The organism is Shewanella algae, from assembly GCF_009183365.2.
GTDB classification, from domain to species: Bacteria; Pseudomonadota; Gammaproteobacteria; order Enterobacterales; family Shewanellaceae; genus Shewanella; species Shewanella algae.
In genome coordinates this window covers 2,273,527-2,299,054 of record NZ_CP068230.1, presented here as the reverse complement: position 1 = coordinate 2,299,054, position 25,528 = coordinate 2,273,527, and the positions used below count along the sequence as shown (strand labels likewise).

17 protein-coding genes, 2 tRNA genes and 2 pseudogenes are annotated in these 25,528 nt (G+C 53.4%); 5 read left to right on the top strand and 16 right to left on the bottom strand.

What is annotated here, in order from left to right:
- Nucleotides 1–10: 10 nt before the first annotated feature.
- The 5 genes and pseudogenes from E1N14_RS10255 to E1N14_RS10235 form a co-directional block, all read right to left on the bottom strand.
- Nucleotides 11–598 (bottom strand): cytochrome c3 family protein, encoded by a 588-nt coding sequence (locus E1N14_RS10255; RefSeq protein ID WP_025009645.1) that lies wholly within the window; start codon nt 596–598, stop codon nt 11–13.
- An 8-nt stretch (nt 599–606) separates the two neighbouring features.
- A complete protein-coding gene (locus E1N14_RS10250) occupies nt 607–1,083 on the bottom strand; it encodes a nitrate reductase cytochrome c-type subunit (RefSeq protein ID WP_062793459.1) in 477 nt (158 codons plus the stop codon).
- Between the two features lie 13 nt (nt 1,084–1,096).
- On the bottom strand, nt 1,097–3,586 hold the full coding sequence (gene napA / locus E1N14_RS10245; RefSeq protein ID WP_062793474.1) for a nitrate reductase catalytic subunit NapA: 2,490 nt from the start codon (nt 3,584–3,586) through the stop codon (nt 1,097–1,099).
- Between the two features lie 2 nt (nt 3,587–3,588).
- A complete protein-coding gene (locus tag E1N14_RS10240) occupies nt 3,589–3,846 on the bottom strand; it encodes a chaperone NapD (RefSeq protein WP_025009644.1) in 258 nt (85 codons plus the stop codon).
- A 38-nt stretch (nt 3,847–3,884) separates the two neighbouring features.
- Nucleotides 3,885–4,047: pseudogene (locus E1N14_RS10235) on the bottom strand (nitrate reductase).
- A gap of 618 nt (nt 4,048–4,665) precedes the next feature.
- On the opposite strand from E1N14_RS10235, the gene E1N14_RS10230 reads away from it, so the two are divergent.
- Nucleotides 4,666–5,979, top strand: a complete 1,314-nt coding sequence (locus E1N14_RS10230) for an ammonia-forming cytochrome c nitrite reductase subunit c552 (protein ID WP_037436580.1) — start codon at nt 4,666–4,668, stop codon at nt 5,977–5,979.
- Between the two features lie 212 nt (nt 5,980–6,191).
- On the opposite strand, the gene hrpA is transcribed toward E1N14_RS10230, so the two are convergent.
- The 3 genes from hrpA to E1N14_RS10215 form a co-directional block, all read right to left on the bottom strand.
- Entirely contained in the window at nt 6,192–10,067 is a 3,876-nt protein-coding gene (gene hrpA, locus E1N14_RS10225) for an ATP-dependent RNA helicase HrpA (protein ID WP_062793458.1), read from the bottom strand.
- A gap of 109 nt (nt 10,068–10,176) precedes the next feature.
- Nucleotides 10,177–10,593 (bottom strand): CBS domain-containing protein, encoded by a 417-nt coding sequence (locus E1N14_RS10220; protein ID WP_025009641.1) that lies wholly within the window; start codon nt 10,591–10,593, stop codon nt 10,177–10,179.
- A 95-nt stretch (nt 10,594–10,688) separates the two neighbouring features.
- Nucleotides 10,689–11,723: an isoaspartyl peptidase/L-asparaginase family protein gene (locus E1N14_RS10215; protein ID WP_062793457.1), complete on the bottom strand. Its 1,035-nt coding sequence runs from the start codon at nt 11,721–11,723 to the stop codon at nt 10,689–10,691.
- A gap of 184 nt (nt 11,724–11,907) precedes the next feature.
- Here E1N14_RS10215 and E1N14_RS10210 point away from each other — a divergent pair, with 184 nt between their 5' ends.
- Together E1N14_RS10210 and E1N14_RS10205 are read left to right on the top strand one after the other, a co-directional pair.
- Nucleotides 11,908–13,707, top strand: coding sequence for an autotransporter assembly complex protein TamA (locus E1N14_RS10210; RefSeq protein WP_081782885.1), 1,800 nt, complete (start codon nt 11,908–11,910; stop codon nt 13,705–13,707).
- Nucleotides 13,704–17,702 (top strand): translocation/assembly module TamB domain-containing protein, encoded by a 3,999-nt coding sequence (locus E1N14_RS10205; protein WP_062793456.1) that lies wholly within the window; start codon nt 13,704–13,706, stop codon nt 17,700–17,702. The genes E1N14_RS10210 and E1N14_RS10205 overlap by 4 nt, the downstream gene beginning before the upstream one ends.
- 174 nt (nt 17,703–17,876) lie before the next feature.
- On the opposite strand, the gene rplY is transcribed toward E1N14_RS10205, so the two are convergent.
- Complete coding sequence (gene rplY, locus E1N14_RS10200; RefSeq protein WP_025009640.1) at nt 17,877–18,164, bottom strand: 50S ribosomal protein L25; 288 nt, start codon at nt 18,162–18,164, stop codon at nt 17,877–17,879.
- Nucleotides 18,165–18,458: 294 nt separating this feature from the next.
- On the opposite strand from rplY, the gene E1N14_RS10195 reads away from it, so the two are divergent.
- Nucleotides 18,459–18,962 (top strand): hypothetical protein, encoded by a 504-nt coding sequence (locus E1N14_RS10195; protein WP_025009639.1) that lies wholly within the window; start codon nt 18,459–18,461, stop codon nt 18,960–18,962.
- Here E1N14_RS10195 and mepK read toward each other — a convergent pair.
- A complete protein-coding gene (mepK, locus tag E1N14_RS10190; RefSeq protein WP_081737067.1) occupies nt 18,850–19,398 on the bottom strand; it encodes a peptidoglycan L,D-endopeptidase MepK in 549 nt (182 codons plus the stop codon). The two genes, E1N14_RS10195 and mepK, sit on opposite strands and share 113 nt — an antisense overlap.
- 184 nt (nt 19,399–19,582) lie before the next feature.
- Nucleotides 19,583–21,037, bottom strand: coding sequence for a L,D-transpeptidase family protein (locus tag E1N14_RS10185; RefSeq protein WP_082813101.1), 1,455 nt, complete (start codon nt 21,035–21,037; stop codon nt 19,583–19,585).
- Nucleotides 21,038–21,240: 203 nt separating this feature from the next.
- On the opposite strand from E1N14_RS10185, the pseudogene E1N14_RS10180 reads away from it, so the two are divergent.
- Nucleotides 21,241–21,531: pseudogene (locus tag E1N14_RS10180) on the top strand (HU family DNA-binding protein); the annotation flags it as partial.
- A gap of 213 nt (nt 21,532–21,744) precedes the next feature.
- On the opposite strand, the gene E1N14_RS10175 reads toward E1N14_RS10180, so the two are convergent.
- From E1N14_RS10175 to uvrY, 5 genes are all read right to left on the bottom strand, one after another.
- Nucleotides 21,745–21,818, bottom strand: a tRNA-Cys gene (locus E1N14_RS10175).
- Between the two features lie 36 nt (nt 21,819–21,854).
- Nucleotides 21,855–21,930, bottom strand: a tRNA-Gly gene (locus tag E1N14_RS10170).
- Nucleotides 21,931–22,098: 168 nt separating this feature from the next.
- Complete coding sequence (gene pgsA, locus E1N14_RS10165) at nt 22,099–22,647, bottom strand: CDP-diacylglycerol--glycerol-3-phosphate 3-phosphatidyltransferase (protein WP_025009636.1); 549 nt, start codon at nt 22,645–22,647, stop codon at nt 22,099–22,101.
- Between the two features lie 47 nt (nt 22,648–22,694).
- The gene (gene uvrC / locus E1N14_RS10160) at nt 22,695–24,524 is read right to left on the bottom strand and encodes an excinuclease ABC subunit UvrC (protein ID WP_062793455.1); all 1,830 of its coding nucleotides are present in this window, start codon (nt 24,522–24,524) and stop codon (nt 22,695–22,697) included.
- Between the two features lie 90 nt (nt 24,525–24,614).
- On the bottom strand, nt 24,615–25,259 hold the full coding sequence (gene uvrY, locus E1N14_RS10155) for a UvrY/SirA/GacA family response regulator transcription factor (RefSeq protein ID WP_025009635.1): 645 nt from the start codon (nt 25,257–25,259) through the stop codon (nt 24,615–24,617).
- Between the last annotated feature and the right edge of the window lie 269 nt (nt 25,260–25,528).

Below are 25,528 nucleotides of genomic sequence, written 5' to 3'. Positions count from 1 at the left end.
AGCTTTGGGCTCAGAAGCCTTCCACTCCCTGCATATCCGGCAGGTGATGGGCTATCCCCTTGTGGCAGTCGATACAGGTCTTCTCACCGCTCGCCAGCGAGGTGGAGTGCATATTGGCCGCCCGCTGTGACTGACGGGTGAAGTCCATATACTGGAAGTTATGACAGTTTCGACACTCCAGCGAGTCGTTGGCCTTGAGTCTGGCCCACTCATGCTCGGCCAGTTCACGCCGCTTGGACTCGAACTTCTCCCGGGTATTGATGGTGCCGAACACCTTGCCCCACACCTCTTTTGAAGCCTGCATCTTACGGGCTATCTTGTCGGTCCAATTATGGGGAACGTGGCAGTCCGGACAGGTCGCCCGCACCCCGCTGCGGTTAGTGAAATGTATGGTGGTCTTCAGCTCCTGATAGACGTTGTTCTCCATTTCATGGCAACCGATACAAAAGGCCTCCTGGTTGGTGGCTTCCAAGGCAGTGTTGAAACCACCCCAGAAGATGATCCCGGCAACAAAGCCTCCCAGGGTCAGAAAACCCAGACTGAAGTGAACACTGGGCCGGTTCAGCACCCGCCATATCTGTTTCAGTTTCTCAAACATAGCGACTCCTAATGGCTGGATGGGTTCTCAGCCCCGGACTTGAGCAAGTGATCCATATCGACAAAGTCATTCTCCACCATCAATCTGGCGTCCAGTTGCGGCACATGGCACTGGGTACAGAAATAACGTCTGGGTGACAGCTCGGCCAGAAAGTTATTGTCTCTGTCCATATAGTGAGTCACGCTCACCATAGGCGCCTGCGATTCGCCGGTGCGACTGCGGGCATGACAGGACATGCACTTGTTGACCTTAAGATCCAGCTGGTAGCCATCTATCTTGTGCGGTATAACCGGCGGCTGCATCGGGTAGTTACGGGTCTGTTTGATATCCGTATTTCTCACCTTCTGCATCACAGGCGGTGTCGGCTGGCTATTGAGCGGCGCCTGACGCAAAGTCGCCACCTTATCCTCGGGAATACCGGCGGCATTGACGGACAGCGCAGTCAGCAGTGCAGCAAAAGCCAACAGGGTATGATTCGATTTCATCTTCTTATCCTCCTCAGGCCTTCATCACTTTCACGGCACACTTCTTGAAATCGGTCTGCTTGGACAGCGGATCCGTGGCATCCAGAGTCACCTTGTTGATCAACTGACTGGCATCGAACCAGGGGACAAACACCAAACCCACCGGCGGCTTGTTGCGGCCGCGGGTTTCCACCCGGGTCAGTATCTCGCCGCGACGGGATACTACCTTGACCTCATCACCTCGGCGCAGGCCGCGTTTTTTGGCATCATCCGGATGCATAAAGCACACGGCATCCGGGAAGGCGCGATAGAGCTCGGGTACCCTCTGGGTCATGGAGCCTGAGTGCCAATGTTCCAGCACCCGCCCGGTAGAGAGCCAGAGATCATATTCTGCATCCGGGGATTCTGCCGCCGGCTCGTATGGCAGCGCGAAGATAACCGCCTTGCCGTCTTTTTTGCCATAAAACTCAAAGCCATTGCCGGGTTTAACGTAGGGATCCGAGCCCTCACGGTAGCGCCAGAGGGTTTCTTTGCCGTCAACCACAGGCCAGCGCAAACCATGGGCCTGGTGGTACATTTCAAAGGGAGCCAAGTCGTGACCATGACCACGGCCAAAGGTGGCGTATTCTTCAAAAAGCCCCTTTTGCACATAGAAACCAAAGTAATTGGCCTCGTCGTTCAGATACTTGTTATCGCTTTCACTGAGAGGGAACTTATTGACATTGCCGTTCTGGTACAACACTTCATACAAGGTCTTGCCCTTGTATTCGGGATTGGCCGCCAACACAGCCTCGGACCAGACTTCGTCTGTGGTAAAGCGCTTGGAAAACTCCAGCAACTGCCAGAGATCAGAGCGCGACTGTCCGGGCGCTGTCACCAACTGGTGCCAGAACTGGGTGCGGCGCTCGGCGTTACCATAGGCGCCCTCTTTCTCCACCCACATGGCAGTGGGCAAAATGAGATCCGCGGCCTGGGTGGTAACCGTTGGGTAAGCATCGGACACCACAATAAAGTTTTCCGGGTTACGGTATCCGGGCAAGCCTTCTTCGTTGATATTGGGGCCGGCCTGCATATTGTTATTCACCTGCACCCAGTAGCAGTTGAGATCGCCATCTTTCAGGCGCCGGTTCTGCTCTACCGCGTGGTAGCCTGGCTTGGGCGGAATAATCCCGGAAGGGATTTTCCAGATGGTCTCGGCAATCTTGCGGTGCTCTGGATTATTCACCACCAGATCCGCCGGCAAGCGATGGGAGAAGGTGCCCACTTCCCGCGCAGTACCGCAGGCTGAAGGTTGACCTGTGAGTGAAAACGGACTGTTGCCCGGGGTGGCTATTTTGCCGGTCAGCAAATGGATATTGTAGATAAGGTTGTTACACCAAACCCCGCGGGTATGCTGGTTAAAGCCCATGGTCCAGAAGGAGGTCACCTTCACCTCGGGATCGGCGTAGAGTTTCGCCAGCTCCAGCAATTTATGTTCGGGTACGCCCGAGAGCTTGCTGACCTTCTCCAGGCTGTAATCGGCGACAAACGCCTTGAACTGATCGAAGTCCATCGGGGTGGATTCACCGGCGGTGGCCACGTTCTTGGCTTTTTGCTGCAACGGATGTGAGGGCCGCAGGCCATAGCCGATATCGGTTGTACCTCTGCGGAAGTTCACATGCTTGTTGACGAAGTCCCAATTAACCTTGTCATTACTGATGATGTAGTTGGCGACATAGTTGAGAATGGCCAGATCGGTTTGCGGCGTGAAGACAATCGGCAAGTCGGCCAAATCAAAGCTTCTGTGCTCGAAGGTGGACATCACAGAGACTTTTACATGGGGCGCGCTGAGGCGTCTGTCTGTGACCCGGCTCCAGAGGATTGGGTGCATCTCGGCCATGTTGGAGCCCCAAAGCACAAAGGCGTCGGCAGCTTCAATATCGTTGTAGCAGCCCATGGGCTCATCCATGCCAAAGGTACGCATAAAGCCGCCCACGGCCGAGGCCATACAGTGACGGGCGTTGGGATCGATATTGTTGGAACCGAAACCCGCCTTCATCAGCTTGGAAGCGGCATAACCTTCCCAAACCGTCCACTGACCTGAACCAAACATGCCTACCGCCGTCGGCCCTTTGGTCTTGATGGTGTGCTTCCACTTCTCGGCCATAATGTCAAAGGCCTGATCCCAACTGATAGGGGTAAATTCACCATGCTTGTCGTATTTGCCGTCTGTCATCCGCAGCATGGGAGTCTGCAGCCTGTCATGGCCATACATGATCTTCGACAGGAAGTAGCCTTTAATGCAGTTGAGGCCGCGGTTGACCTCACTGTTGGCATCGCCATGGGTCGCCACGACCCGGCCTTCGCGGGTGGCTACCATCACAGAGCAGCCAGTACCGCAAAAGCGGCACGGCGCCTTGTTCCAATCTAACTGGGTGTGTTCTGAACTGGTGATCAGGTTGCTGGCGGTGGCAGGTAAAGCCAATCCGGCGACCCCGGCTGCCGCCATGGCGGCATTGGCCTTCATGAATTCGCGTCTGTTCATTTTCATTGCTCTTCCTCTTCGAGCTGTTCACACTGGTGATACACCATAGCGGTGGAGATCACCCCCTTGAGGGCATTGATCTTGTCCATGGTGGCGAGGATCGCCTGTTCGGTCGGGCCTTCCAGCACCACAACCAGTTTGCTTTCATCGTTAACCGACAACTCGGCATTGCCGAATGACAGAATTTGCTGACGAACGCTGGCCATCTTGGGTGGCATCACCTGAAGGATCAGGCTGCTGACATGCAATTCCCTACTCATCTCGTTCCCCTGTTTTAAGGACTCTCGTTATGCTGGCGTTAACCGGCTCCCGGTGGACCGGTTAAAATTTGACTGAACCAGATGGCAAAGCCCAGACCGCTGACCAGTAAAACCGACAGCAGGGGTGCCAAAAAAAACCGTCAGGAAGATAAATATCTTCAGCTCCAGACGTTTTTCATCAGTACTCGGTGTCTCGCTCATGGCTCCTCCCTAGGCGCTATGAAGATGGCTTGCTGCTGTGCTGTTCCAGGGCAACTGCCGCCAAGCCAGGCAGATTAAAGCCGCCTTTGAAATGCAACTTGTTTTTCGGTTTCAATCATAAAGGCAAAGTGTTAACAAACTGTATACCCCCAAGTTGGTAAACACCTGATGCCGTTGATCTGGATCATATAAATAGCCGGCAAAAGACGGATATCACAGCTTTCAACCGCCTCAATCGATTGTAATTTCGACATTTTCCGTTTTTAGCTATTCAGGCTTACATGAAATACAGCAAAGAAGTGGCTATTTCGCCAATAAATAGCGGTCAAAAAACCAACGAAATGAGCAAAATATCCATTAGGGAGTAGAGCCCAGCCGGGGCAGGCTTTAAAGGCATAGTTCGGCAATCAAGGGCGAAACAGAATCCTGTTCTATGTCACAGAACTCAGTAAAAACAGTATCTTGCCGTTGCAGCGACCGGCGTGGAACCTTAGCATTATCATGCATTTTAGTTAAATCTTTTAATTTCAGGGCAGATTTCACACGCCTGATTGTACGTCGCCCAACCAAGGAGAGCCTTTAGTGAATCCCTTCCCCCACTCTGCTGCCACACTCCCCATTTTGCTCGGCCTGAGCCTGTCATTTTCTGTTGTCGCAGCAGACAAAACATCGAGTCTGCAATATCAGACCTGGGCCCAAACCGCCGAAAAACTGCAGCGGGAAGATATGCTTGAGAAAAACCCTGCCAGCGTCATCCTCTGGGCCGGCTCGGCTTATGCCAAGGAGTACCATAGCCCCAGAGGGCACCACTTTGCCGTCGCCGATGTCAGTCACAGTCTGCGCAGTGGTGTTAGCCCCAAGGCTGGTGAAAGAGCCCTGTCGGCCAGCTGTTGGACCTGCAAGACGCCGGATGCGCCCAGGCTGATGAAAGAGCTGGGCGTCGAAGGCTTCTCGGCCAAGAGCTTTGCCGAGCTGGGTCCGGAAATCCAAAACCCTGTGTACTGCTCCGATTGCCATACCCAGGGCTCAGCTGAACTGACACTGCCAAGACCTCATGCCCAGGACGCCATGGCCAAAGTGCACAAACCCTTTGGTGAACAAAATCAGTCGATGCAGCAATCACAGGTTTGCGGCCAATGCCATGTCACTTATTACTTCCAGCCTGAGCGTCAGGACAAGGTCAATATCCCCTGGATCTTCGGCAACAGCGCCGATGAGATAGAAAAGTATTATGATGCCCGGCAGTTTTTCGAGTGGGTGCACCCGGTATCGAGAACGCCGCTGGTGAAGGCGCGCCATCCCGAGTTTGAACATTGGAATCGCAGCGCCCACGCCAAGGCTGGTATCAGTTGTGTCACCTGTCATATGACCCAGGAAACCAGCGCCGACGGCAAATCTTTCACCAACCACAAGATAACCAACCATCTGCCGGACTTTGAAGCGGCCAATTGCAGCAGTTGTCACCAGAGTCAGCAGCAAATTACCCAGCTGATTACCGACAACAAGGCGCTGCTGGAAGCCAAGGCGCAGCAGTTGCAGGAACTGCTTATCAAGGCCCATTATGAAGCCGGCGCCGCCTGGAAGGCAGGGGCCCAATGGCAACAGATAGGCTATGCCATCATGGGGATACGACATGCACAGTGGCGCTGGGACTTTGCCATGTCATCCCACGGTATTCACGCCCACAACGCCAAAGAGGGTGAAGCCTTGCTGGACAAGGGCTTAGAGCAGATCCACGCTGCCAGAGAGATATTGAGCAAGCTGAATGCCGACCTTGGCGTAACCCGAGTCGATTATCCGGACTACAGTACCAAGGCCAAGGCGCAGGCCGCCATAGGCGTAGAGCTGGAAAAACTGACCGAGGAGAAGCAAGCCTTTATCGAGACTGAAGTGAAAAAACATTGGTCCAAGGCTGCAAACTTCGGCTATTGAGCGGCAAGGTGAACAATAGCCGGGATGAGAGCCAAGCCTTAATCAAAACATGCAATTTTGATTGGGAATAAGCGGCGTTCAACAATAGCCGCGGTGGGAAATATGGCCGTTTACCAGGCGGGCACCAGCAGGCACTGTATTGTTCTTGCTGTGCTCTGGGCCCGCCTGTTTTTTTATCGGGTCCACTTTAGGAGCCAGCTGCAGCTGTCCAGTTAAAACTGCTGCAACTGGTTAAGGATGCGCTTTTCCGATATCGGATAGGCAGTGCCCAGACTCTGAGCAAAACAGCTGACCCTGTACTCTTCCAGCATCCAGCGCACCTCGGCCAGTGCCTCCGGTACCGCCTGGCTGCGCGGCACCTTGGCAAGCGCGGCCTTGAACTCTGTCTCGGCGTTGTGAATGCTGTGCAGATGCAAACGGTCACGGTTGGGATCCACCGGCAGCTTGTCCAGGCGCAGCTCAATCGCCTTGAGATAGCGGATCAGATCGCCAAGACGGCGCCAACCGGAAGCTTCAACAAATCCCTTGAACACCAGGGCGTCCAATTGGCTTTGAATATCACTCATGGCAAAGGCGATATCCAGGCTGATTTTGCCCTTGAGACGCTTACGGATCTTCTGGTGCAAGGTCAAAATCTGCTCTACCTTGAGGGCGATGGCCGCGGCGGTTTCATTGAGCTCGGCCCTGACAATCTCCTTGGCTTTGGCAAAGTCATCGGCGCTGCGGACATCCAACTGCTGCTCATCCAAAAGCTGCTGAATTGCCGCGGCAATAATGTCATCTATCAGTATCTGCACCTGGCCGAATGGATTGAAATACATCGCCAGTTTGGCCTTGTTGGGCAAGGCCTGCTGTAGATGTTTCACCGGCGATGGAATATTGATAAGCAGCAGCTTTCTCAGCCCTTGTCTGTGTTGGGAAAGTGCCTGCTGTTCGTCATCAAATAATTTGATCGAAACTGTATCACCGGCATCCACCAAGGCGGGGAACGCCTTCACCTCATAGCTGCCTTTGCGGCTTTGATATTCTTTCGGCAGGTCGCCAAAGTTCCATTCGGTCAGGGCGTTTTGCTCTATGCCCTTGTCGGCAACCTTGCGTATCGCCTGGTTTACCTGCCCCTGCAATGATGCCTTGAGGCTGTCGAGATCCCGGCTCTGGGCCAAGAGCTTGCCCTTATCGTCTTCCACCTTGAAGTTCATCTTCAGATGGTCTGCAATGGCGTTGAGATCGAAATCCTCCGGATTGACACGGGTGCCACTCATTCTCAACAGCTGTTTGCACAGGGAGGGCAACAAAGGCTGGGCAAAAGGTTCCATCGCCTGCACACAGGCGCGGGCATAATCCGGCGCCGGCACAAAATTGCGCCGCAGCGGTTTGGGCAAGGACTTGATCAGGGTAACACACTTCTCCTCCCTGAGCCCCGGCACCTGCCAGTCAAAATCGGTTTCATCCAACTGATTGAGCAGCGCCACCGGAATAAGCACAGAGACGCCGTCATCCTCGGCCGCCGGTTCAAAATGGTAACTCAGCTTAAGGCTGAGATTGCCCTGCTGCCAGCTGTCGGGGAAGTCCAATGCCGATACATGGGTGTCATCCCTTTGCATCAAGAGTTCGCGGCTGAAATTGAGCAGCTCAGGGGTCTCTCTCCTGGCCTGTTTCCACCAGGTGTTGAATTTGGGCTGGTTGTATATCCCTTGTGGAATGCGTTCATCGTAGAAGGCGAACAAGGCGTCTGTATCCACCAGAATGTCGCGCCGCCGCGACTTATGTTCGAGATCTTCCACCTCTTCGAGCAACGCCTGGTTGGCCTTGAAGAAGGCTTCATTGCAGCGCAGCTCACCCTCGGCCAGAGCCGAGCGAATAAAGATTTCCCGAGCCTTAACCGGCTCCAGCGGGCCAAACTGTACCCGGCGGCGATTGACTATGGTGAGGCCATAGAGCACCTGATTTTCCAGGGCGATCACACTACCCTGTTTGGCTTCGAAATGGGGCTCGATGTGCTGCTTCTTGACCAGATGCGCCGCCAGAGACTCGAGCCATACAGGGTCTATACGGGCGCAGGTACGGGCGAACAGGCGTGATGTTTCGGTAAGCTCGGCCGCCATAATCCACTTGGGGCCCTTCTTGGCCAGCGGCGAGCCGGGAAACACAAAGAAGCGCCGGTTGCGGGCACCCAGATACTCGTTGTCTTTGTCCTTGAAGCCGATATGGCTCAGCAGCCCCGAGAGCAGCGCCTGGTGCAGCGGCTCATATTCGGCGGCCTGACTGTTGAGGCGCCACTTGAGGTCGTGCACACTTTGACGCAGCTGGGCATAGAGATCCTGCCATTCGCGAATACGCAAATAGGCCAGATACTCGACCTTCACCTGCTTGCGGAACTGGCTGGATGACAGACTCTTCTGTTGCTCTTTGAGGTACTGCCACAGATTGAGCCAGGCGACAAAGTCGGAGTCTTTATCGGCAAAACGGCGATGGGCCTCATCGGCGGCCTGTTTCTTCTCATGTGGCCGCTCGCGGGGATCCTGAATCGATAACCCGGCGACAATCACCATCACTTCATGCAGACAACCCAGCTTGTTGGCCTCAAGCACCATGCGTGCCAGGCGGGGATCGACCGGGATCTTCGCCAGATCGCGCCCGAGCGGGGTCAGTTTCAGCGCCCCTTTGTGCTTGCTCACCGCCTGCAACTCTTCGAGCAGCAGGAAGCCGTCGCGGATATGGCGCGGATCCGGAGGCTGAATGAAGGGGAAGCCCTCAATGTCACCCAGGCCTATGGCCAACATCTGCAGGATCACGGATGCCAGGTTGGTACGCAGAATTTCAGGATCGGTAAACTCCGGCCGATTAATAAAGTCCTGTTCGTCATAGAGGCGAATACAGATCCCCGGCCCAACCCGGCCGCAACGTCCCTGGCGTTGATTGGCACTGGCCTGGGAGATGGGCTCAATCGGCAAACGCTGCACCTTGGTGCGATAGCTGTAGCGACTTATCCTGGCGGTACCCGGGTCGATAACATAGCGGATCCCGGGCACAGTCAGCGAGGTTTCGGCCACGTTGGTGGCCAATACAATGCGCCGCCCTGGATGCGACTTGAATACCTTGGACTGCTCGCCGTATGACAAACGGGCATAAAGCGGCAAGATCTCGGTATCGCGCAGGTTACGCTTTTTCAGCTGCTCGGCGGTATCGCGGATTTCGCGCTCGCCGTTCATGAAAATCAGAATGTCCCCCGGGCCTTCGCGACAGAGTTCATCGACGGCGGCAAAGATGCCGTCCATCAGATCCAAGTCGGCGTCGTCATCCTGCAGCAGGGGGCGATAGCGGGTTTCCACCGGATAGGTGCGGCCGGACACTTCCACCACGGGCGCATTGTCAAAATGCCTGGAAAAGCGCTCCACATCTATGGTGGCCGAGGTGATGATCAACTTGAGATCCGGGCGCTTTTGCAAAATTTGCTTCAGATAACCCAGAATAAAGTCGATGTTGAGACTGCGCTCATGGGCCTCGTCTATGATGAGGCAATCATACTGACTGAGCCATTTATCCGATGCCAGTTCTGCCAGCAGGATACCGTCTGTCATCAACTTGATATAGGAGTCCTGGGAAACCGCATCGGCGAAACGAACCTTAAAACCCACCGCCTGACCCAGCTCTGTCTTGAGTTCATCGGCAACCCGGCTGGCCACACTGCGGGCCGCCAGCCGCCTGGGCTGAGTGTGGCCAATCAGACCACGGCTGCCAAGCCCCAAGTCGAGGCAGATTTTGGGCAGCTGAGTGGTCTTGCCCGAGCCGGTCTCACCGGCCACTATCACCACCTGATGATTGATGATGGCCGAGGCGATTTCATCGCGCTTTTGTGACACCGGCAGCTCATCCGGATACTCGATGACAGGCCTGTCTGCCAGCCTTTGCTGCGCCCTTTCATAAGCCTGCACCGCAGCTTCACTGAGCTCGGCGAGTTTTTGCTGTTTGGCTTCTGAGTCGGGGCTTTTTTTCAAGCGAAACAAGCTGCGGCGAATGCGCGCCGCATCGGCCTGAAAGCAGAGATCCAGATATTCGCGGGAGAGTGGGTGCAGCTTAGCGTTCAAAACCTGTGTCCATTGGGGATCAAAAACGGCGATCCTAACAAGGATACGCCGTCTTGGGTATGCTTACTGACTGATAATGCCCAAATTTCAGTCAAATCAAGCGCAGTTGTCAGGCCGGAGTCAAATAACACTGCTGCATATAGATATTCATGGCCTTGAGCACATTGGTACGGTTGATGGTGCCCACCACCCGGCCATCTTCCACCACAGGGTATATTTTCGGCTTCTGCCCCAGCATCTGCTCGGCCAGCTGCAATATGCTGTCATCCGGCCTGACCCAAAGGACATCGGCGCGCATGCAGTCGCGCACCACGGCGGTCAGATCGCAGTGATAACTGCTCTTGAGCATGGCGGCCATGCAGTCTTGCTGTGACAAAAAGCCCACCAGACTGCCGCTGGCATCCACCACGGGGGCCCCGCCCTTATTGGCCTCAAGCAGTTTTTCCACCGCAGTGGCTATCGACATATCCGCCTTCAGCAACACAGGCTGACGGTCCATATGATCACGTATTTTTATCGAATCCATAGCTTTCCCCAAGTTCAAAACGGCTTCATTGTTCAGTGTAGCCAATATTTTGCCCTTGGGGTTCAAGCCAACAGCGATTGCCTCAATCCAAAATTTTAGTTATCCCGCCAGATCATCACTTCCGCCGCTTGATTGCTCTTGCGCCAGGCACGGTACATACCTTCGGTATTGAACGGCGTTGCCACATTGCCCCTTTGGTCAATGGCGATCACCCCGCCACTGCCGCCGGCAGAGATCAGCCGCTGGTTGATCACTTCATCGGCAGCCTGCAAAATCGATTTTTGCTGATATTTGGCCCTGGCGCAGATATCGCCGGCCACATGGAAACGGATGAAGTACTCACCGTGGCCGGTCGCCGAAACGGCGCAGACACCGTTCTCGGCATAAGTGCCGGCACCTATCACAGGTGAATCACCGATGCGGCCATAACGTTTGGCTGTCATGCCGCCGGTCGAGGTCCCGGCTGCCAGGTTGCCCTGCTTATCCAATGCCACTGCGCCAACGGTACCGAACTTGTAATCGAGATCCAGAGGGCTAAGACGCGCCTGAAAGTCTTTATTGGCTTCGGCGGCGTTGATTTTGGCCTTGGCATCAAGAAGCTGCTGATAGCGCGCTTCGCTGTCAAAGCGATTGCCGGGCACCAGCTCCATTCCCAACGTCAGGGCGAACTCTTCGGCGCCCGCCCCCGAGAGCATCACGTGCTCTGACTTGTCCATCACGGCTCTGGCGAGATCGATTGGATGACGTATATGTTTAACCCCGGCCACTGCACCGGCATTCATGCTCTTGCCGTCCATAATGGAGGCATCCAGTTCATGAGCACCATCAAAGGTATACACGGCACCGACTCCGGCATTAAACAAGGGACTGTCTTCCAGCACCCTGATGGCAGCCTGCACCGCCTCCATACTGGCGCCGCCCTTATCCAGCACCTTATAACCGGCATTGACGGCTTCCGTCAGCTTGTCGCGGTAGGCTTTTTGCTGCTCTTCAGTCAAGGCCGCCTTGGAAATAGTGCCGGCGCCACCATGAATGGCAATCGCAAAAGGAACCTCGGCCGCCCAGGCCGGCAGCAACCCAGGTAACAGGAGTCCCAGGCTCAGGGCAAGAGTTTTTATTTTTGTTTTCATTGTATTGCTTCCATATTAACGACTGCTGCCTTTGTAACCATTTTATGCCTGGATGGCAATCTGTTACTTGCCTGAGCCAAGATCAGAGGCGACAATAGCAGCAATGTTACGCTAAGCAAAAGTTCTGATTTCCTTGACCAAATACAGTCGCTTTCCCGCGTATATCCTGAGTTTTGCGTCGATCATGCTGGCAAGCTCCCAGGTAGTGGCCGCCGATGATCCTCTGCTTAATCTCCGCATTGAAGGGGTTTCGGGCGAGCTTGAGAAAAATATCCGCGCACACTTGGGCAACTTTCCGGAGTCCAAGGTGCAGCGCCGTGCCTATCTATTTAATGTCAGCGACAGCGTTGAGGCCGCGCTGGAATCCATGGGTTATTACCATGGCAAGTTGGAACAAGAGCTCAAGGAAAGCGAACAAGGGCCGTGGGAGCTCAAGCTCACTATCACTCCGGGAGAAGTTACCCGTCTGCAGTGGGTCGATATCCGCCTCGAAGGCGAAGTACTCAACGACCCCTGGATCAACCGCTGGCTCAGTCAGGTCAAGGTCAAACCCGGCGATCCCCTCAACCACGGCGATTATGAACAGATAAAGTCGCAGCTTATTTCGCTGGCGCTGGCCCGGGGCTATTTTGATGGCCATTATCAAAAATCAGAGATCCGCGTTAATCGCGACCTCAATCTGGCACAGTTCAACCTGTTTTTTGACTCGGGCAAGCGTTACCAATTTGGTGAAGTTAGCTTTGAAGGCCACAGTCTGCAGCCGCAGTTGCTCGATGACTTGTTGCCATTCAAACCCGGCGCGCCCTACAGTACCCGCAAGCTCACGCGGCTCAATCAGGAGCTGCTGGATACCGGCTATTTTGCCAATATCAAGGTGTTGCCCCAAATCGACAAGTTGACAGAAGACAGCATCCCGGTACGGGTCGAGTTGACCCCAAGACCGGATCACTCCATAGAGCTGGGTCTGGGTGCCGACATCGGGTCCAGCACAGACAGCAGCCTGGATCCCAGGGTCCGGGTGACCTGGCGCACCCCGCAGATCAACAGTTACGGCCATTCCCAGGAGACCAGCATAGAGTGGTCGAGAGACAGACCCAAATTCCTCTCTACCTATACTATTCCCCTGACTCATCCTTTGGATGATCAGCTCAAGATCCGCGTCGGTCTGCTGAGGGACAAATACGGCGTAACTCAGGACTATGTTCCTGAGGACAGGGACTTTAGCAATACAGGTCAGTTGGAATCGACCAAGAAGCTTCTCGGGGTTGGCCGCAGCAAACGCCTGCATAACGGTTGGCTACTGAGCTACTCGCTGGAAGCGATTCAGGAAAGCTACACCCAGTCGGATATTGATTATGATCCTGGATTTTTGCTGTTTGGTACCACGCTGTCCAAGACCATACGCGGCGATAACAGCCTGGATCCCAAGTCGGGTTTCCGGCAACTTTACAGTATTGAATATGCCGATCCTTCACTGGGTTCAGAGATCCGCCTGACTCGGATGCAGGCCAAATTCAAATGGATTGAGACTTTCTTTGAAAAGCACAGATTTGTTTCCCGTCTCGATCTCGGGGTCAACCTGGCGGCCGAAGGCGATCTGGCCTTGATCCCGCCGTCGCTGCGCTACTTCGCCGGTGGCGATCAGAGTATTCGTGGTTACAGCTATCAGGAGCTTGGGCCTCACTTGGATTACACCAATGATCAGGGTGGTCTTTCACGGGAGGTGGTCGGTGGCCGCTATCTGGCGGTCGGTAGCCTGGAGTATCAATACTACCTGACCCCAAGCTGGCGGCTGGGTACCTTTGTCGACGCAGGTAACGCCTTTGATGTCAGTCAATTTGAACCTGTGGTTTCCGTGGGCGGTGGTATTCATTGGATATCCCCCATAGGCCCCATCAAACTGGATGTGGGCTTTGGCCTGCACGAATCCGATGCCGAAGACAGGCCCTGGCGTATTCACCTGACCATGGGGACAGAATTATGAGTCAAGCCCCAATGCCACAGGAACCCAACCCAAGCAGCAAGCAAGTGGCGAAAAAGACGCGCCCCCTGTGGCTCAAGTCCTTGAGGTGGTTCACCCGCACACTTTTGTATATCCCGCTCGGCTTGCTGGTGCTGTTGGCACTCTTGCTGGGCACGGCACCCGGGAGCCATTTGGCGGTATTTCTTGCCAGTGCTCTGGTGCCGGATCTTGAGCTGGAATATGCTTCCGGCACCCTGAACCGGGAGCTGCAACTCAAACAGGTACACTGGCAGATGGACGGCATCAGTGTCGATGCAGATGCCGTTACCCTTGCCTGGCAGCCTGCCTGCCTTTTGCAAAAGCAGTTATGTGTCGACGCCCTGGAGTTGACAACAACCCAGGTCGACATAGACACCAAGGCCTTCGCCTCAGATTCAGCCACAGAGGAAGAAGCGACAAGTTCGGGAGAACTGGTACTGCCCTTTGGCATCAGCCTGAAACAAGCAAGCATCACGGATATTCAAGTGCGGGTCGATGAGATGCATTTTGATGCTGCGGCATTTAATACAGCAGCCAATTGGCAGGAAAGTGGTTTGCAGATCATCCAGCTTGAAAGTCGCGGACTCAGCGTGCTGATCCCTGAGGCTAATGCGGCAGAAGCGCAAGCGACAGACAAAGACAAATCAGCCGCAGTGGCCAAGCAACAAAAAGCGGCACCAAAGAGTGAGACTGATGAATGGGCGCTGGCGCAGATGCCAAACGTTGCCATGCCCTTCCCCATCTATTTAAAGCATGCCGAGCTAAAGGACTCACGCCTGCAGATCATGGGGCGGGATGATAGGTTTGAGGAACTGCGTCTCAGCGCCAGCTACATCGGCGCTGAGCTGCGAGTCAACGAGTTTTATGCCAAACACACAGATGCCAGTCTGTCGCTGGAAGGTGAACTGACTCTGGATAAACATTGGCCCATGGCACTGACGGTACAACTGGAGTTACAGCGTTTACCTGAACTACCGGGACTCGAGCAGCAACAGCTGGATCTCGCCCTCAAAGGAGATTTCAGCGACTTGCAGCTCAAGGCCAAACTCAGTGGCGAGCAGAGCCTGGCACTCAATGCCAGCGTCAATCTCGCCAACCCTGAACTGCCATATTCAGTGAACATCTCAGAAGGGGAACTGCATTGGCCCTTTGATCTGGCTCAGTACAGTGTCAGCGGACTGGCGTTGGAAAGCCGCGGCAGCCTCAAGCAACAGGCCGCCAGTGTGGTCGCTCAGATAAGCACTCCCTTCTACCCTGAGCTCAGCCTCAATACCCGCCTGGCGCATCAAGGCCAAAGACTCAAGATTGAAGAGTTCAACAGTGACAGCAGTGCCGGTAAACTTGTACTCCAGGGTACGCTGGATTACGCCGATGGCATCGCCTGGGATGCAAATCTTGCGCTTTCACACTTCAACAGCGGCGCAATAACCCTGCCTTCTACCGAAGAAGCTGCGAAGGAAAAAGACCCAAATAGCCAAGTTGCCCACAACAAGCGTAAGAGTGACAACGAGGCAACAAGTGCACAAAGCCAAGCTGACGAGGGCAAATCTGAAGAAAGTCTGGCGGTAGATACGCCGGTGATCCCGTCCAGCGATATCAGCGGACAGCTGGCCAGCAGTGGTCGCTGGCAGGATAGCAAGTGGCGAGTGAGTCTGAAGCAGACCCAGCTTCAGGGCTCATTGGACCGCCTACCCTTTGAACTGACAGGCGATCTGGATATAGATGATTCGCTGCAGCTCAGCAGCCAGGGATTATCGCTGCGGGCGCTCAATACCCGCCTGGACCTGTCAGGCAGCGCCAAAGAGCAATGGGATCTCAGTGCCACGCTGGACGTGCCCGATTTCAATCTCTGGCATCCTGACGCTTTCGGTGCTTTGACGGCAGATATCCAGGTGGTGGGCGATGCCAAACACCCGCAGGTACAGCTCAAGGCCAATACCCAGAGCATCAGATTTGGCGATCTCAAACTCAGCGGCAGTCAACTCAAGGCGCTCTATGCACCGCTGGATCTGCATGAGTTTGCCCTATCGCTGAAGACAGGTGAATTTGACGGCGCAGGTATTCATCTCGATGGCATCACTCTCAGAGCCAAGGGTAATGAACAGCAACAGAAACTGGGGCTGGAAACCGAGGGCGATCTGCAGCTGGATACTGCCATCCACAGCAAGCTGGATCTCGCCAAACAAAAGGCCAAGGTGGAACTCAGCAAATTCAACTTGGGATCCATTCTGGGGCTGTGGCAGCTTGAACAAACAGTGTCACTGAACTGGGATCTCAAGCAGAACCGGGGCGAACTCAGCGCCTTTTGTTTGAGTCACCCATCCAGCAGACTCTGCCTGACCGATAATGTCAGCCTCAGTGACAAGGGTGAAGCCAAGTTGCATTATCAGGGGCAACCCGGGCAACTGCTCGCCAAGCTGTTACCCGAGCAGTTCAGCTGGCAGGGTGATGCCTTGATGGATGCCGCCATCGCCTGGAAACCCGGCGCGCGTCCGCAGGGTAAGCTCGACTTCCAGTTGGCTCCCGGGAAAGTCAGCCTTAAACGCAAACAGCAAGCCAGTGCCAGCGTCGACTATCAGGCGTTGAAACTCAACGCCACCCTGGATGATGATGCGCTGAGAAGCCATATTCTGTTCAATTCCGATGCTCTCGCCCGCTGGGAAAGCCAGCTGGATATCAAGGTCACTCCGGATCGCAGCCTCAGTGGTTACGTCAATATTGAAAAAATCAATCTACAACTGCTTGGCCAGTTCATGCCACAACTTGAAACCATTGAGGGTTTACTCGGCGCCAACTTGAAGTTGGCTGGCAGCCTCAACAACCCAGAGCTCAGTGGTCAACTTAACCTACGCGATGGAGCCCTGGCCAGTACAGTCAACCCCACTAGACTGGAGCAGATATCACTGGATATGGCCTTTGCCGGCCAAACCGCCGAGCTCCAGGGCCAGTGGATGATGGGCAGTGGCCAGGCGAACCTCAGCGGTCAACTGCGCTGGCCTGAAGGACAATTCAGCGGTGATATCCAGCTCAAGGGGCAAGAGCTCGGTGTCATTCAACCACCACTGGCGATTGTCAATGTCAGCCCGGATATTCAACTGCATTTCAGCCTGGACGCGCTCGATATCAAGGGTGAGGTCAAGGTGCCTTCTGGCAATATCAAGGTGGTGCAACTGCCGGCCGGAGGGGTGAGCGTATCATCCGATGTGGTATTCAGCGACTCTATTTCCGAGCAGGAGACCAAGGCATCCTCCATGGCCTTGAGCGCCGATCTGAATATTGATGTCGGTGATAAGCTGGCTATCGATGGTATGGGTCTCAAAGGGATGTTGGTGGGTACCTTACGGATGCAGCAATCGCCGCAGAAGCCGCCGCAACTCTTTGGTGATATCAAGGTAGTTAACGGCAGCTATAAATTCATGGGGCAGACGCTGAAAATTGCCACAGGTGCGGTGCAGTTTGTTGGGCCTATGCAAATCCCCAACCTCAATATCGAGGCTATCCGGGAGATCCGCGATGAAGATGTCACCGCCGGGGTACGTATTACAGGCACTCCCAACAAACCGATAGTGACCCTGTTTTCCAACCCTGCCAAGGAGCAGGCCGAAATCCTCTCCTATATTGTTCAGGGTAAAGGTTTTGGCTCCGGCAATGAGCAAAACAACTCATTGATGATGGGCGCAGCACTGTCGCTGAGCTCCCAGGTCGATGGCGGCGCCATTTCGAGCCTGGGCGACACGGCGGCCGGCCTGGTAGAGATGTTTGGCTTCTCCAATGTGCAGTTGGATACCAATGATGATGGTAAAGTCGCCATCAGCGGCTATATTGGCAAAGATTTGATGATCAAATATGGTGTCGGTGTATTCAATCCGGGTTATGAAATGACGGTACGCTACTATCTGTTGTCGCAGCTCTATCTGGAAAGTGTATCCGGCACTCTGGGCCAGTCACTGGATATCTACTACAGCTTTGATCTTTAAGCTGTAAACACTCATGGTAGCGGATGTCAGCCTTGCGGGTATCCGCTACTTATCCCATCCGGCCTGGACATAAAATGCGACTTAAAGCCTAATTAGCTGTCCCCGCTGCTCAAAACCCAAAATGCAGACATAAAAAAAGCGCCCTGAGGGCGCTTTTCAACATCCAATTATCGATTAAGCGTAAACGAAGTCTACGTGCTCGATCATTGGCTTGAACGCGTGACGCTGCATAGCCTGAGCGCGTACTTTAACTTCTTTGCCGTCCAGAACTATGGTCAGATCGCTGGTGTAGAAGTCATCGTTGCTTTGGATGTTGATGATATCTTTGTGCTCGAACACAATAGCAACGGCTTCTTTGCCGGCGCCATAGATAACGGCTGGAACTTTCCCGTCACGACGCAGGCGGCGGCTCGAACCTTTCCCAATCTCAGTGCGGGTTTGTGCTGGAATAGTGTAAGACATAATAATACTCTTTTGATAGTCAATAACTGGCCACTATTTTCGACCAATAGCGGCCTTCATATAAAGCGGGCGAATACTAGCACAGAGGTAACTGAGCCGACAAGCTGATTTACCCTTTACAGGTAAAAGTGAAGTCAATTTCTCTCTCCCGCTGTTGCTCATCTGTAACATCTGTAATCATTAAGAAAAGCCATTGCTTAGCAGAGGTTTTACCCTGATCGAGATCACAATTTTTCCATCGCCCTGCTGCTACCCTGCTTTCAGTAATCTGGTTTTATTACATGAAGCAGGCCGATGAACGCCAATCTGCAGCAACTGATACGGGATGATAGCCTGTGCTATAAACTGGCAGCGGAACTCCATTACCTGATCGAACATGCTCCGTTTCAACAGGAGAAGCTCGACCTGATTTTATTGGAGTTTCTCGCCTGTAATCAGCAGAAAAGCGGCCATCTGTTACATTTGATGCGTGCCTGCAACTGCCCGGATCTTATCGAGCAATTGAGCTCAGACGCTCTCTTTTATGACAGACTCAACACCTTGGTCGCCGACTGGCAGCAAACCCGCGAGCTGTTACGTCTCAGATTGCAGTTCAGCGAGCTGCTGGCACTGCTTGAAGATAGAAAGCCCCGCGAACAGGGCTTTATCCGCAGGGCAGAAACCAATCTCTCTGTGCCGGAAAAACCTACCAGCTGCGCACCGGCCCGCAGTCAACGTGGACAAATCCCGACTTCGGATAATAGCCGACTCCCCCTAGTTTTAATGACAGGGCAGCCTCACGCAAAGTCTCAAGCTTAACGCCGGGGATCGCGATATCCATTGCCATACCCCGCATATGGTAACTCTTCTTGGCTACGCCGTTACTCTTGCCGGCCAGCATGGCGTTGGTTTTAGGCGAGCGATAACCTGAAATCACATGGATCTCTTCAGAAACCGACAGCGTCTGCTGCAGGTTGAACAGGAGATCGAACAGGCGTTTATCCATAGGGGCCGCCAAATTCAGCCGATGATCTCTCAGCAGATGGCTGAACTGCGACAGAGTGTTACTCTGATAATGACCGTCTTTCCAATAAGTCCCATCGCCACGCTCCCCTGTATGCCGGTTATAAAAACTCAGATATCGACTACCTTTAGTAGACCGACTCGCCATCGCTTTTGAAGGAAGCATAGAAACCATTGCCGCGCCGCCAAGGCCCATCAACAACTGCCTACGGGCAGGACATACTACTGACACTTATTCACCTTGCACAAAAAACAACCACAAGGCGGCAAATTATACGGGATTAACGCCAAGGTCAAGCGCCGATTTAGAGGCAGCGCCGCGGCCTTTTGAGATGAACTAGACAGAAATCGAGATAATTCCTTGCACCACATTAAGTTAGTAAAGCTTGGGTTAGGCGTCCCAAAGATACTGTTTATCAAGGACGCAGCAAATGCTCCTCACTTCCCTGACGCTGCTCTGCCTTGTGGGCCAATTCAGTATTCCTTATTGTCTGCGCCCCAAGTGCCACCTTAACTCCCGGGCTCAATTGATAGATGTCACTGCGAAATTGCGCTGTTTCCCGCTCATCCATCCACGCAGTCCAATAAACCAGATGAACAGGCAGGCGCTGCTCAAAGGCAAACCATTGAGTGGTTTGATAGTCACTTTGCATCCGCTGCCAGGTTCTCTTGTCCCGCACCAGATTATTGGCCATCCAGGACGCCAACTCTTCCACCTTGTCGACCCGGATACAACCGGAAGACAGGGCTCGATTGGCTTTGGCAAACAGATGCTTGTCCGGTGTGTCATGCAGATAAACATTAAAGCCATTGCTGAAATGGAACTTATAGCGTCCCAAGGCATTATCGGCCCCCGGTTGTTGTACCAAACGATAAGGGAAACGGCCACTCGCCTCTTTTTGCCAGGCTGCGGCGCTTTCTTCCACTCTATTGCCCTGATAGTCATAGACATTGAAATGCCGCTGCTGCAGATATTCGCCATCCTTGCGGATCTGCGGCAGTAAGTCGCGCCTCAGTATACCCCTTGGCACAGTCCAGGTAGGATTTAAAACGATATTGGATACCTCACTGCTGAGCAGTGGTGTTTGCCGATAGGGTTTGCCGACTATGACCCGGGAGCGTAACTGCACCTGGTTGTCATCCACGAGAGTCAACTCAAACGCCGGGATATTCACCAACAGATAGCGCTTTCCCAATTGCTGCTTGTAGACGGTGCGGGCGACGAAGTTGCCGGCCAGCATGCGGGCACGTTGCAATGGTTCAGTATTGAGCCAACGCAGCGTATCAGGGCCTATGATGGCATCGGTTTTAAGCCCATGACGGGATTGAAACGCTTCTACCGCCGAGGCCACCTGCGGTGAATAAACCTTGTTATCGCCCGGCTCGCTGCTGAGATCGCCAAGCCAATATAGACGCTTCGCAATTGTTGGGATCAGCAGATGACTGTCGCCAGGGCGCAGCCAACCACCGGGATCCAACCTGGGCCATTGATGCCGCTCAGCGAGCCAAATGAGATAGCGGATCCGGCTGCTGGTTGCCAGATAGTCGTCTTCCTGAGGTTCCAGCGCCAGCGCCCGGCTGAGCGAATTGGCGTCAAGGGGTAGCGTGTTGAAGGCCAAAGGAACGCCACGACGCTTCCAGAAGGCTGCAATATCCTGTTCAATCCCCTCACGCAACTCCAGTTGAAGGTTAAGATCGCCGCGGCTCATGGAACGTAAATCATCGGCAAACTCCTGCCCTTCAGGCAGCAGAGCCAGCAACTGCAGCTGATTATTCAGGATCCTGATAGCGGCATCATCGGCTTTAACTGCATATGCCGCGCCGCTGAGGAGTAGAATGATCAGTAAAGGCATTAACACGCGCTTTGTCATATCGGCCTCCCGGGACATAAGCTCAATTATGGCAAATATGCGCCGTGATTCGATGATATTTTGCTGACAATTGGCTGAACGACCCTTGATTAACATAGGACATTGGCAAGTCAATGATTATTAGCGATTGATAATTAATCACTTATCAGCACAAGCCTGTGATCATGGAGATTATTCTGATATAAAATCCTGCCAAAGCAGTAACAGGCAATATAATGAACAGACAAATGCTCATTCGGCAGATGGCCGAAAGACAACAGATCTCAAAGGCTCAAGCCAAAGTGCAACTGCAGCATATTCTGGCTAGCCTTACCCAGGCACTCAGTGAAGGCGAGAAGGTTTATCTGCCGCAGTTTGGCACTTTCGAGCTCAGATACCACCTTCCCCGCAACGGCCGTAACCCACAAACCGGTGAACCTTTGGAGATTGCCGGCAGCAATCAGCCTAGCTTTAAGGCTTCCCCTTCGCTGAAACAGGCTCTGCAGCCAGAGTAATACGTTCTCGGGGCAGGCCCTCTGCCCCCTGCATCAATAGTCATGCTTGTTTCCGGCCAAAGATATCAATACTGACGCTTGTATCTGACAGTTGAACCGGGATTTGATGTGATAAAAGTCAGCAGCTATTAACGAACGTAAACTTGGTATGAAAACAAGGGCTAAGTTTGCTTCGAACGACTTTGAGGGAATTCAATTAAGGGGGATTAAATTTGGAGGCGCGACCCGGAGTCGAACCGAGATCGACGGATTTGCAATCCGCAGCATAGCCATTCTGCCATCGCGCCTTTTTGGGGTCACAGCATTGAGGTGCTGTGTGAGATTGGAGCGACATATCGGGTTCGAACCGATGACCTGTACCTTGGCAAGGTACCGCTCTACCAACTGAGCTAATGTCGCATCACTTTTCTTGCTTCGTTTTGTATTCAGAGCCAGCCCTGACTACGGATTGGCATTCTACGCTTTTAACCCCGACTGTCAACGAAGAATTAGTGCTTAACTGTTTGCTTGGACACTAAATAATCTTATCGAAACATTATTGTGCAATCGGGCACAAACTAGCACCGTTTAACCTGCTATCAGATCCTTCCAGGCGGCCTTGATATAACTGATCATCGACCAGAAGGTTAAGAAAGCCGCCACATACAGCAAGGCATAGGCGGTATAGATCATCCAGTCGCCCTGCTTCCAGATAAGGCCAATAATTGCCACCATCTGGGCTGCCGTCTTGTACTTGCCAATCCAGGATACCGCCACAGCACCGCGTTTACCTATCTCGGCCATCCACTCACGCAGCGCCGATATCACCAGCTCACGCCCTATCATAAACAGCGCCGGCAAGGTCAGCCAGATGGTATTGTAGTCTTCAACCAACAGCACCAGGGCCGTGGTCACCATCAGCTTATCGGCCACAGGATCCAGGAAGGCGCCAAAACGAGTGGACTGCTCCAGTTTACGGGCCGCATACCCATCCAAGGCGTCGGTAATGGCTGCGAGCCAGAAAACAAATGCAGCCACAAACGGCGCCCAACTGTACGGTAAGTAAAATACCAGAACAAAAACAGGCAGTAAGAACAGCCTAAACCAGGTAAGGGCGATGGGTATATTAAACGGCATGATAAAACCAAATAATCAAAAGCAGCGCCAATCTTGCCTGATTTTTACTACCCCCGCAATGCATCGTGTATCGTTTGAGCCATTTCTGGACTAATCCCGGGCACTTTTGCCAATTCCGCCACACTTGCCCCCTTCACCTGTTGCAATCCTCCCAGATATTGCAGCAAAGCCTTGCGTCTTTTCGGGCCAATCCCCGGGATAGACTCAAGGCTTGAGGTGTTGCGGGTCTTTTGGCGTTTATTTCTATGACCGGTAATCGCAAACCTGTGTGATTCATCGCGAATATGTTGAATAAGATGCAGCGCCGGTGAGTCATCCGGCAGTGAAAAGCTCTCTTCGGTATCACCGAAGATCAGGGTTTCCAACCCGGGTTTGCGGCTTTCACCTTTGGCGACCCCGATAAGCGTGGGTACGGCCTCTATGCCGACAAACTTTTCGTTGACCACTTCCTGGGCCATTCTGAGTTGCCCAAGGCCGCCATCGATAAAGACAATATCCGGGATCTTGCCCTGTGCATTGACTTTATCAAACCTGCGAGTCAAGGCCTGCTTCATTGCTGCATAATCATCACCGGGAGTAATGCCCTTGATGTTGTAGCGCCGATATTCGCTCTTGTCCGGCCCTTCACGATTGAACACCACGCAGGAGGCCACAGTGCTCTCCCCCATGGTATGACTGATATCGAAGCACTCCATACGCTTAATCGGGGTGCTTTGTTCAAGCGCCTCTTCAAGCAGCAGGAATCTCTGCTCCACCGTATTGCGGTGGGCCAGCTTGGTATTGACGGCATTGGTAGCATTGGTCTTGGCCAGGCGCAGATAACCTGCTCTGTCACCCCTGACCCGGGTGCGGATGGCCACTTTCTTGTTCAGCGCGTCCATTAACACCTGCTCCAGCTCTTCCAGCTCCTCATAGCCGTCACTCAGGAGAATTTCCCGCGGGATAGTACGCTGAATATCGACATTGAGATAAAACTGCAGCATAAAGGCTCTGAGCACCTCAGCCATTTCGGTCTGCGCCGGCACGCTGGGGTAGTAGCTGCGGCTACCGAAAATCTTGCCCTCGCGAATAAACAACAGGTGGAAGCAGGCCATCCCTGAGGCGTAGTGCACCCCAATCACATCAAGATCACCATGGCTGGATGACACTTCCTGCTGCTCGGCCACTCGTCTGAGCGCCATGATCTGATCCCGATAGCGTGCCGCCTGCTCGTAGGCCATGGACTCGGCCGCCTGCTCCATTTTCTTGACCAAGGCGCTGAGCACCTGTTGATCCTTGCCCTTGAGAAACAGGGTCGCCAACTTGACCTGCTCCAGATATTCCTCGTCCGAGACCTTGCCGACACAAGGGGCGCTGCAACGCTTGAGCTGGTACTGCAAACAGGGACGCGAGCGCGCCTTGTAGTAGAGATCGTCACATTGACGAATAGGAAACAGTTTCTGCATCAAATGCAGGCTTTCACGCACCGCACCGCCATTGGGATAAGGCCCGAAATACTGCCCCTTCTCCCGTTGCGGCCCCCTGTGGTAAGCAAGCCTGGGGTGCCTGTGCTGGCTCAGCAAAATAAAGGGGTAAGACTTGTCATCCCTGAGCAGCACATTGTATTTCGGCAAGTACTGCTTGATGTAATCGTTTTCCAGGATCAGTGCTTCGGTTTCACTGTGAGTCAGTGTCACATCGATATTGGCGATATGGGACACCAGCGCCTGAGTCTTCACATTGGGCAGATTCTTGCGAAAATAAGACGAGAGCCGTTTCTTGAGATCTTTGGCCTTGCCCACGTAAATCACGCTACCGCCGCTGTCGTACATACGATAGACGCCCGGCGCTGAGGTCAGATTTTTAAGAAAAAGCTTGGGATTGAATTCCTGCGGCATGAACCCACTCTATGAATAACGGCTGAAGAGATAAAGATTTCAGGGACAGAAAACAACAAAGAAAGAGGGAGCCATGGCTCCCTGTGTAAATCAGAACTGCCCGGTGTCGAGCATTTTATACCGAATCGCCAATCGGGTCAGCTCCACATCGCCGCTGATCCCCAGTTTGGCAAACAAGCGATAGCGGTAGCTGTTAACCGTCTTAGGGCTGAGGTTCAGCTGCTCGGAGATATCATTGACCTTCTCACCATTGGTGATCATCATCATGATCTGCAGTTCCCGTTCAGACAACGACTTGAAGGGGTTCTCATCTGTCTGATCAAACTGACTCAAGGCCATCTGCTGGGCAATTTCCGGTGACAGATATCGCTGCCCGTGAGCCACCTGCCGAATGGCTTGGATCACCTCCGGCGGCTTGGCTCCCTTGGTCAAATAACCGGAAGCACCGGCCTGCATCACCTTGGTCGGGAAAGGGTCCTCTGAGTGAATAGTCAATACTATGATTCTGGCATGGGGTTGGTAACGCAGAATTTTACGGGTGGCCTCAAGCCCCCCTATTCCGGGCATATTCATATCCATCAAAATCACATCGGCTTCATTCTGCCTGCTCCACTGCACAGCAGCTTCGCCATCACCGGCTTCCCCTACAACTTTAATGCCTTTCTCATCTTCGAGGATCCGGCGGATCCCGGTTCTGACCAACTCATGGTCATCCACCAAATATACGGATATCAACTTCAACCCACCTTATTATTGTCGGCCTTTTCGTGTAGCCCTGATTCTTCGAAGCCTTTGGGATAATTTAGCCCATCTGCCGACAATAGAAAAGCTCAAGTTAACTTTATGATTATAAAAGAAACTCATTCTTATGTTGACTTGGATAAGGGATAAAGTGCAACAATCTTCCCTTTTGTTGCATAAAAATTCTCTTGCCAAGGCAATAAAATGCCAAAATCAGTGCAACAATGCCTTGGCAGAAAGACAAATAGGTTCTGGTCAACATT

What these genes read in the sequence shown, in the direction of transcription:
- E1N14_RS10255 (WP_025009645.1), bottom strand. Translation starts at nt 598, where the DNA reads ATGTTTGAGAAACTGAAACAGATATGGCGGGTGCTGAACCGGCCCAGT.
- E1N14_RS10210 (WP_081782885.1), top strand. Translation starts at nt 11,908, where the DNA reads ATGCTGGCAAGCTCCCAGGTAGTGGCCGCCGATGATCCTCTGCTTAAT.
- E1N14_RS10240 (WP_025009644.1), bottom strand. Translation starts at nt 3,846, where the DNA reads ATGAGTAGGGAATTGCATGTCAGCAGCCTGATCCTTCAGGTGATGCCA.
- E1N14_RS10250 (WP_062793459.1), bottom strand. Translation starts at nt 1,083, where the DNA reads ATGAAATCGAATCATACCCTGTTGGCTTTTGCTGCACTGCTGACTGCG.
- uvrC (WP_062793455.1), bottom strand. Translation starts at nt 24,524, where the DNA reads ATGCCGCAGGAATTCAATCCCAAGCTTTTTCTTAAAAATCTGACCTCA.
- napA (WP_062793474.1), bottom strand. Translation starts at nt 3,586, where the DNA reads ATGAACAGACGCGAATTCATGAAGGCCAATGCCGCCATGGCGGCAGCC.
- rplY (WP_025009640.1), bottom strand. Translation starts at nt 18,164, where the DNA reads ATGTCTTACACTATTCCAGCACAAACCCGCACTGAGATTGGGAAAGGT.
- E1N14_RS10220 (WP_025009641.1), bottom strand. Translation starts at nt 10,593, where the DNA reads ATGGATTCGATAAAAATACGTGATCATATGGACCGTCAGCCTGTGTTG.
- pgsA (WP_025009636.1), bottom strand. Translation starts at nt 22,647, where the DNA reads ATGCCGTTTAATATACCCATCGCCCTTACCTGGTTTAGGCTGTTCTTA.
- E1N14_RS10185 (WP_082813101.1), bottom strand. Translation starts at nt 21,037, where the DNA reads ATGACAAAGCGCGTGTTAATGCCTTTACTGATCATTCTACTCCTCAGC.
- E1N14_RS10215 (WP_062793457.1), bottom strand. Translation starts at nt 11,723, where the DNA reads ATGAAAACAAAAATAAAAACTCTTGCCCTGAGCCTGGGACTCCTGTTA.
- E1N14_RS10195 (WP_025009639.1), top strand. Translation starts at nt 18,459, where the DNA reads ATGAACGCCAATCTGCAGCAACTGATACGGGATGATAGCCTGTGCTAT.
- E1N14_RS10205 (WP_062793456.1), top strand. Translation starts at nt 13,704, where the DNA reads ATGAGTCAAGCCCCAATGCCACAGGAACCCAACCCAAGCAGCAAGCAA.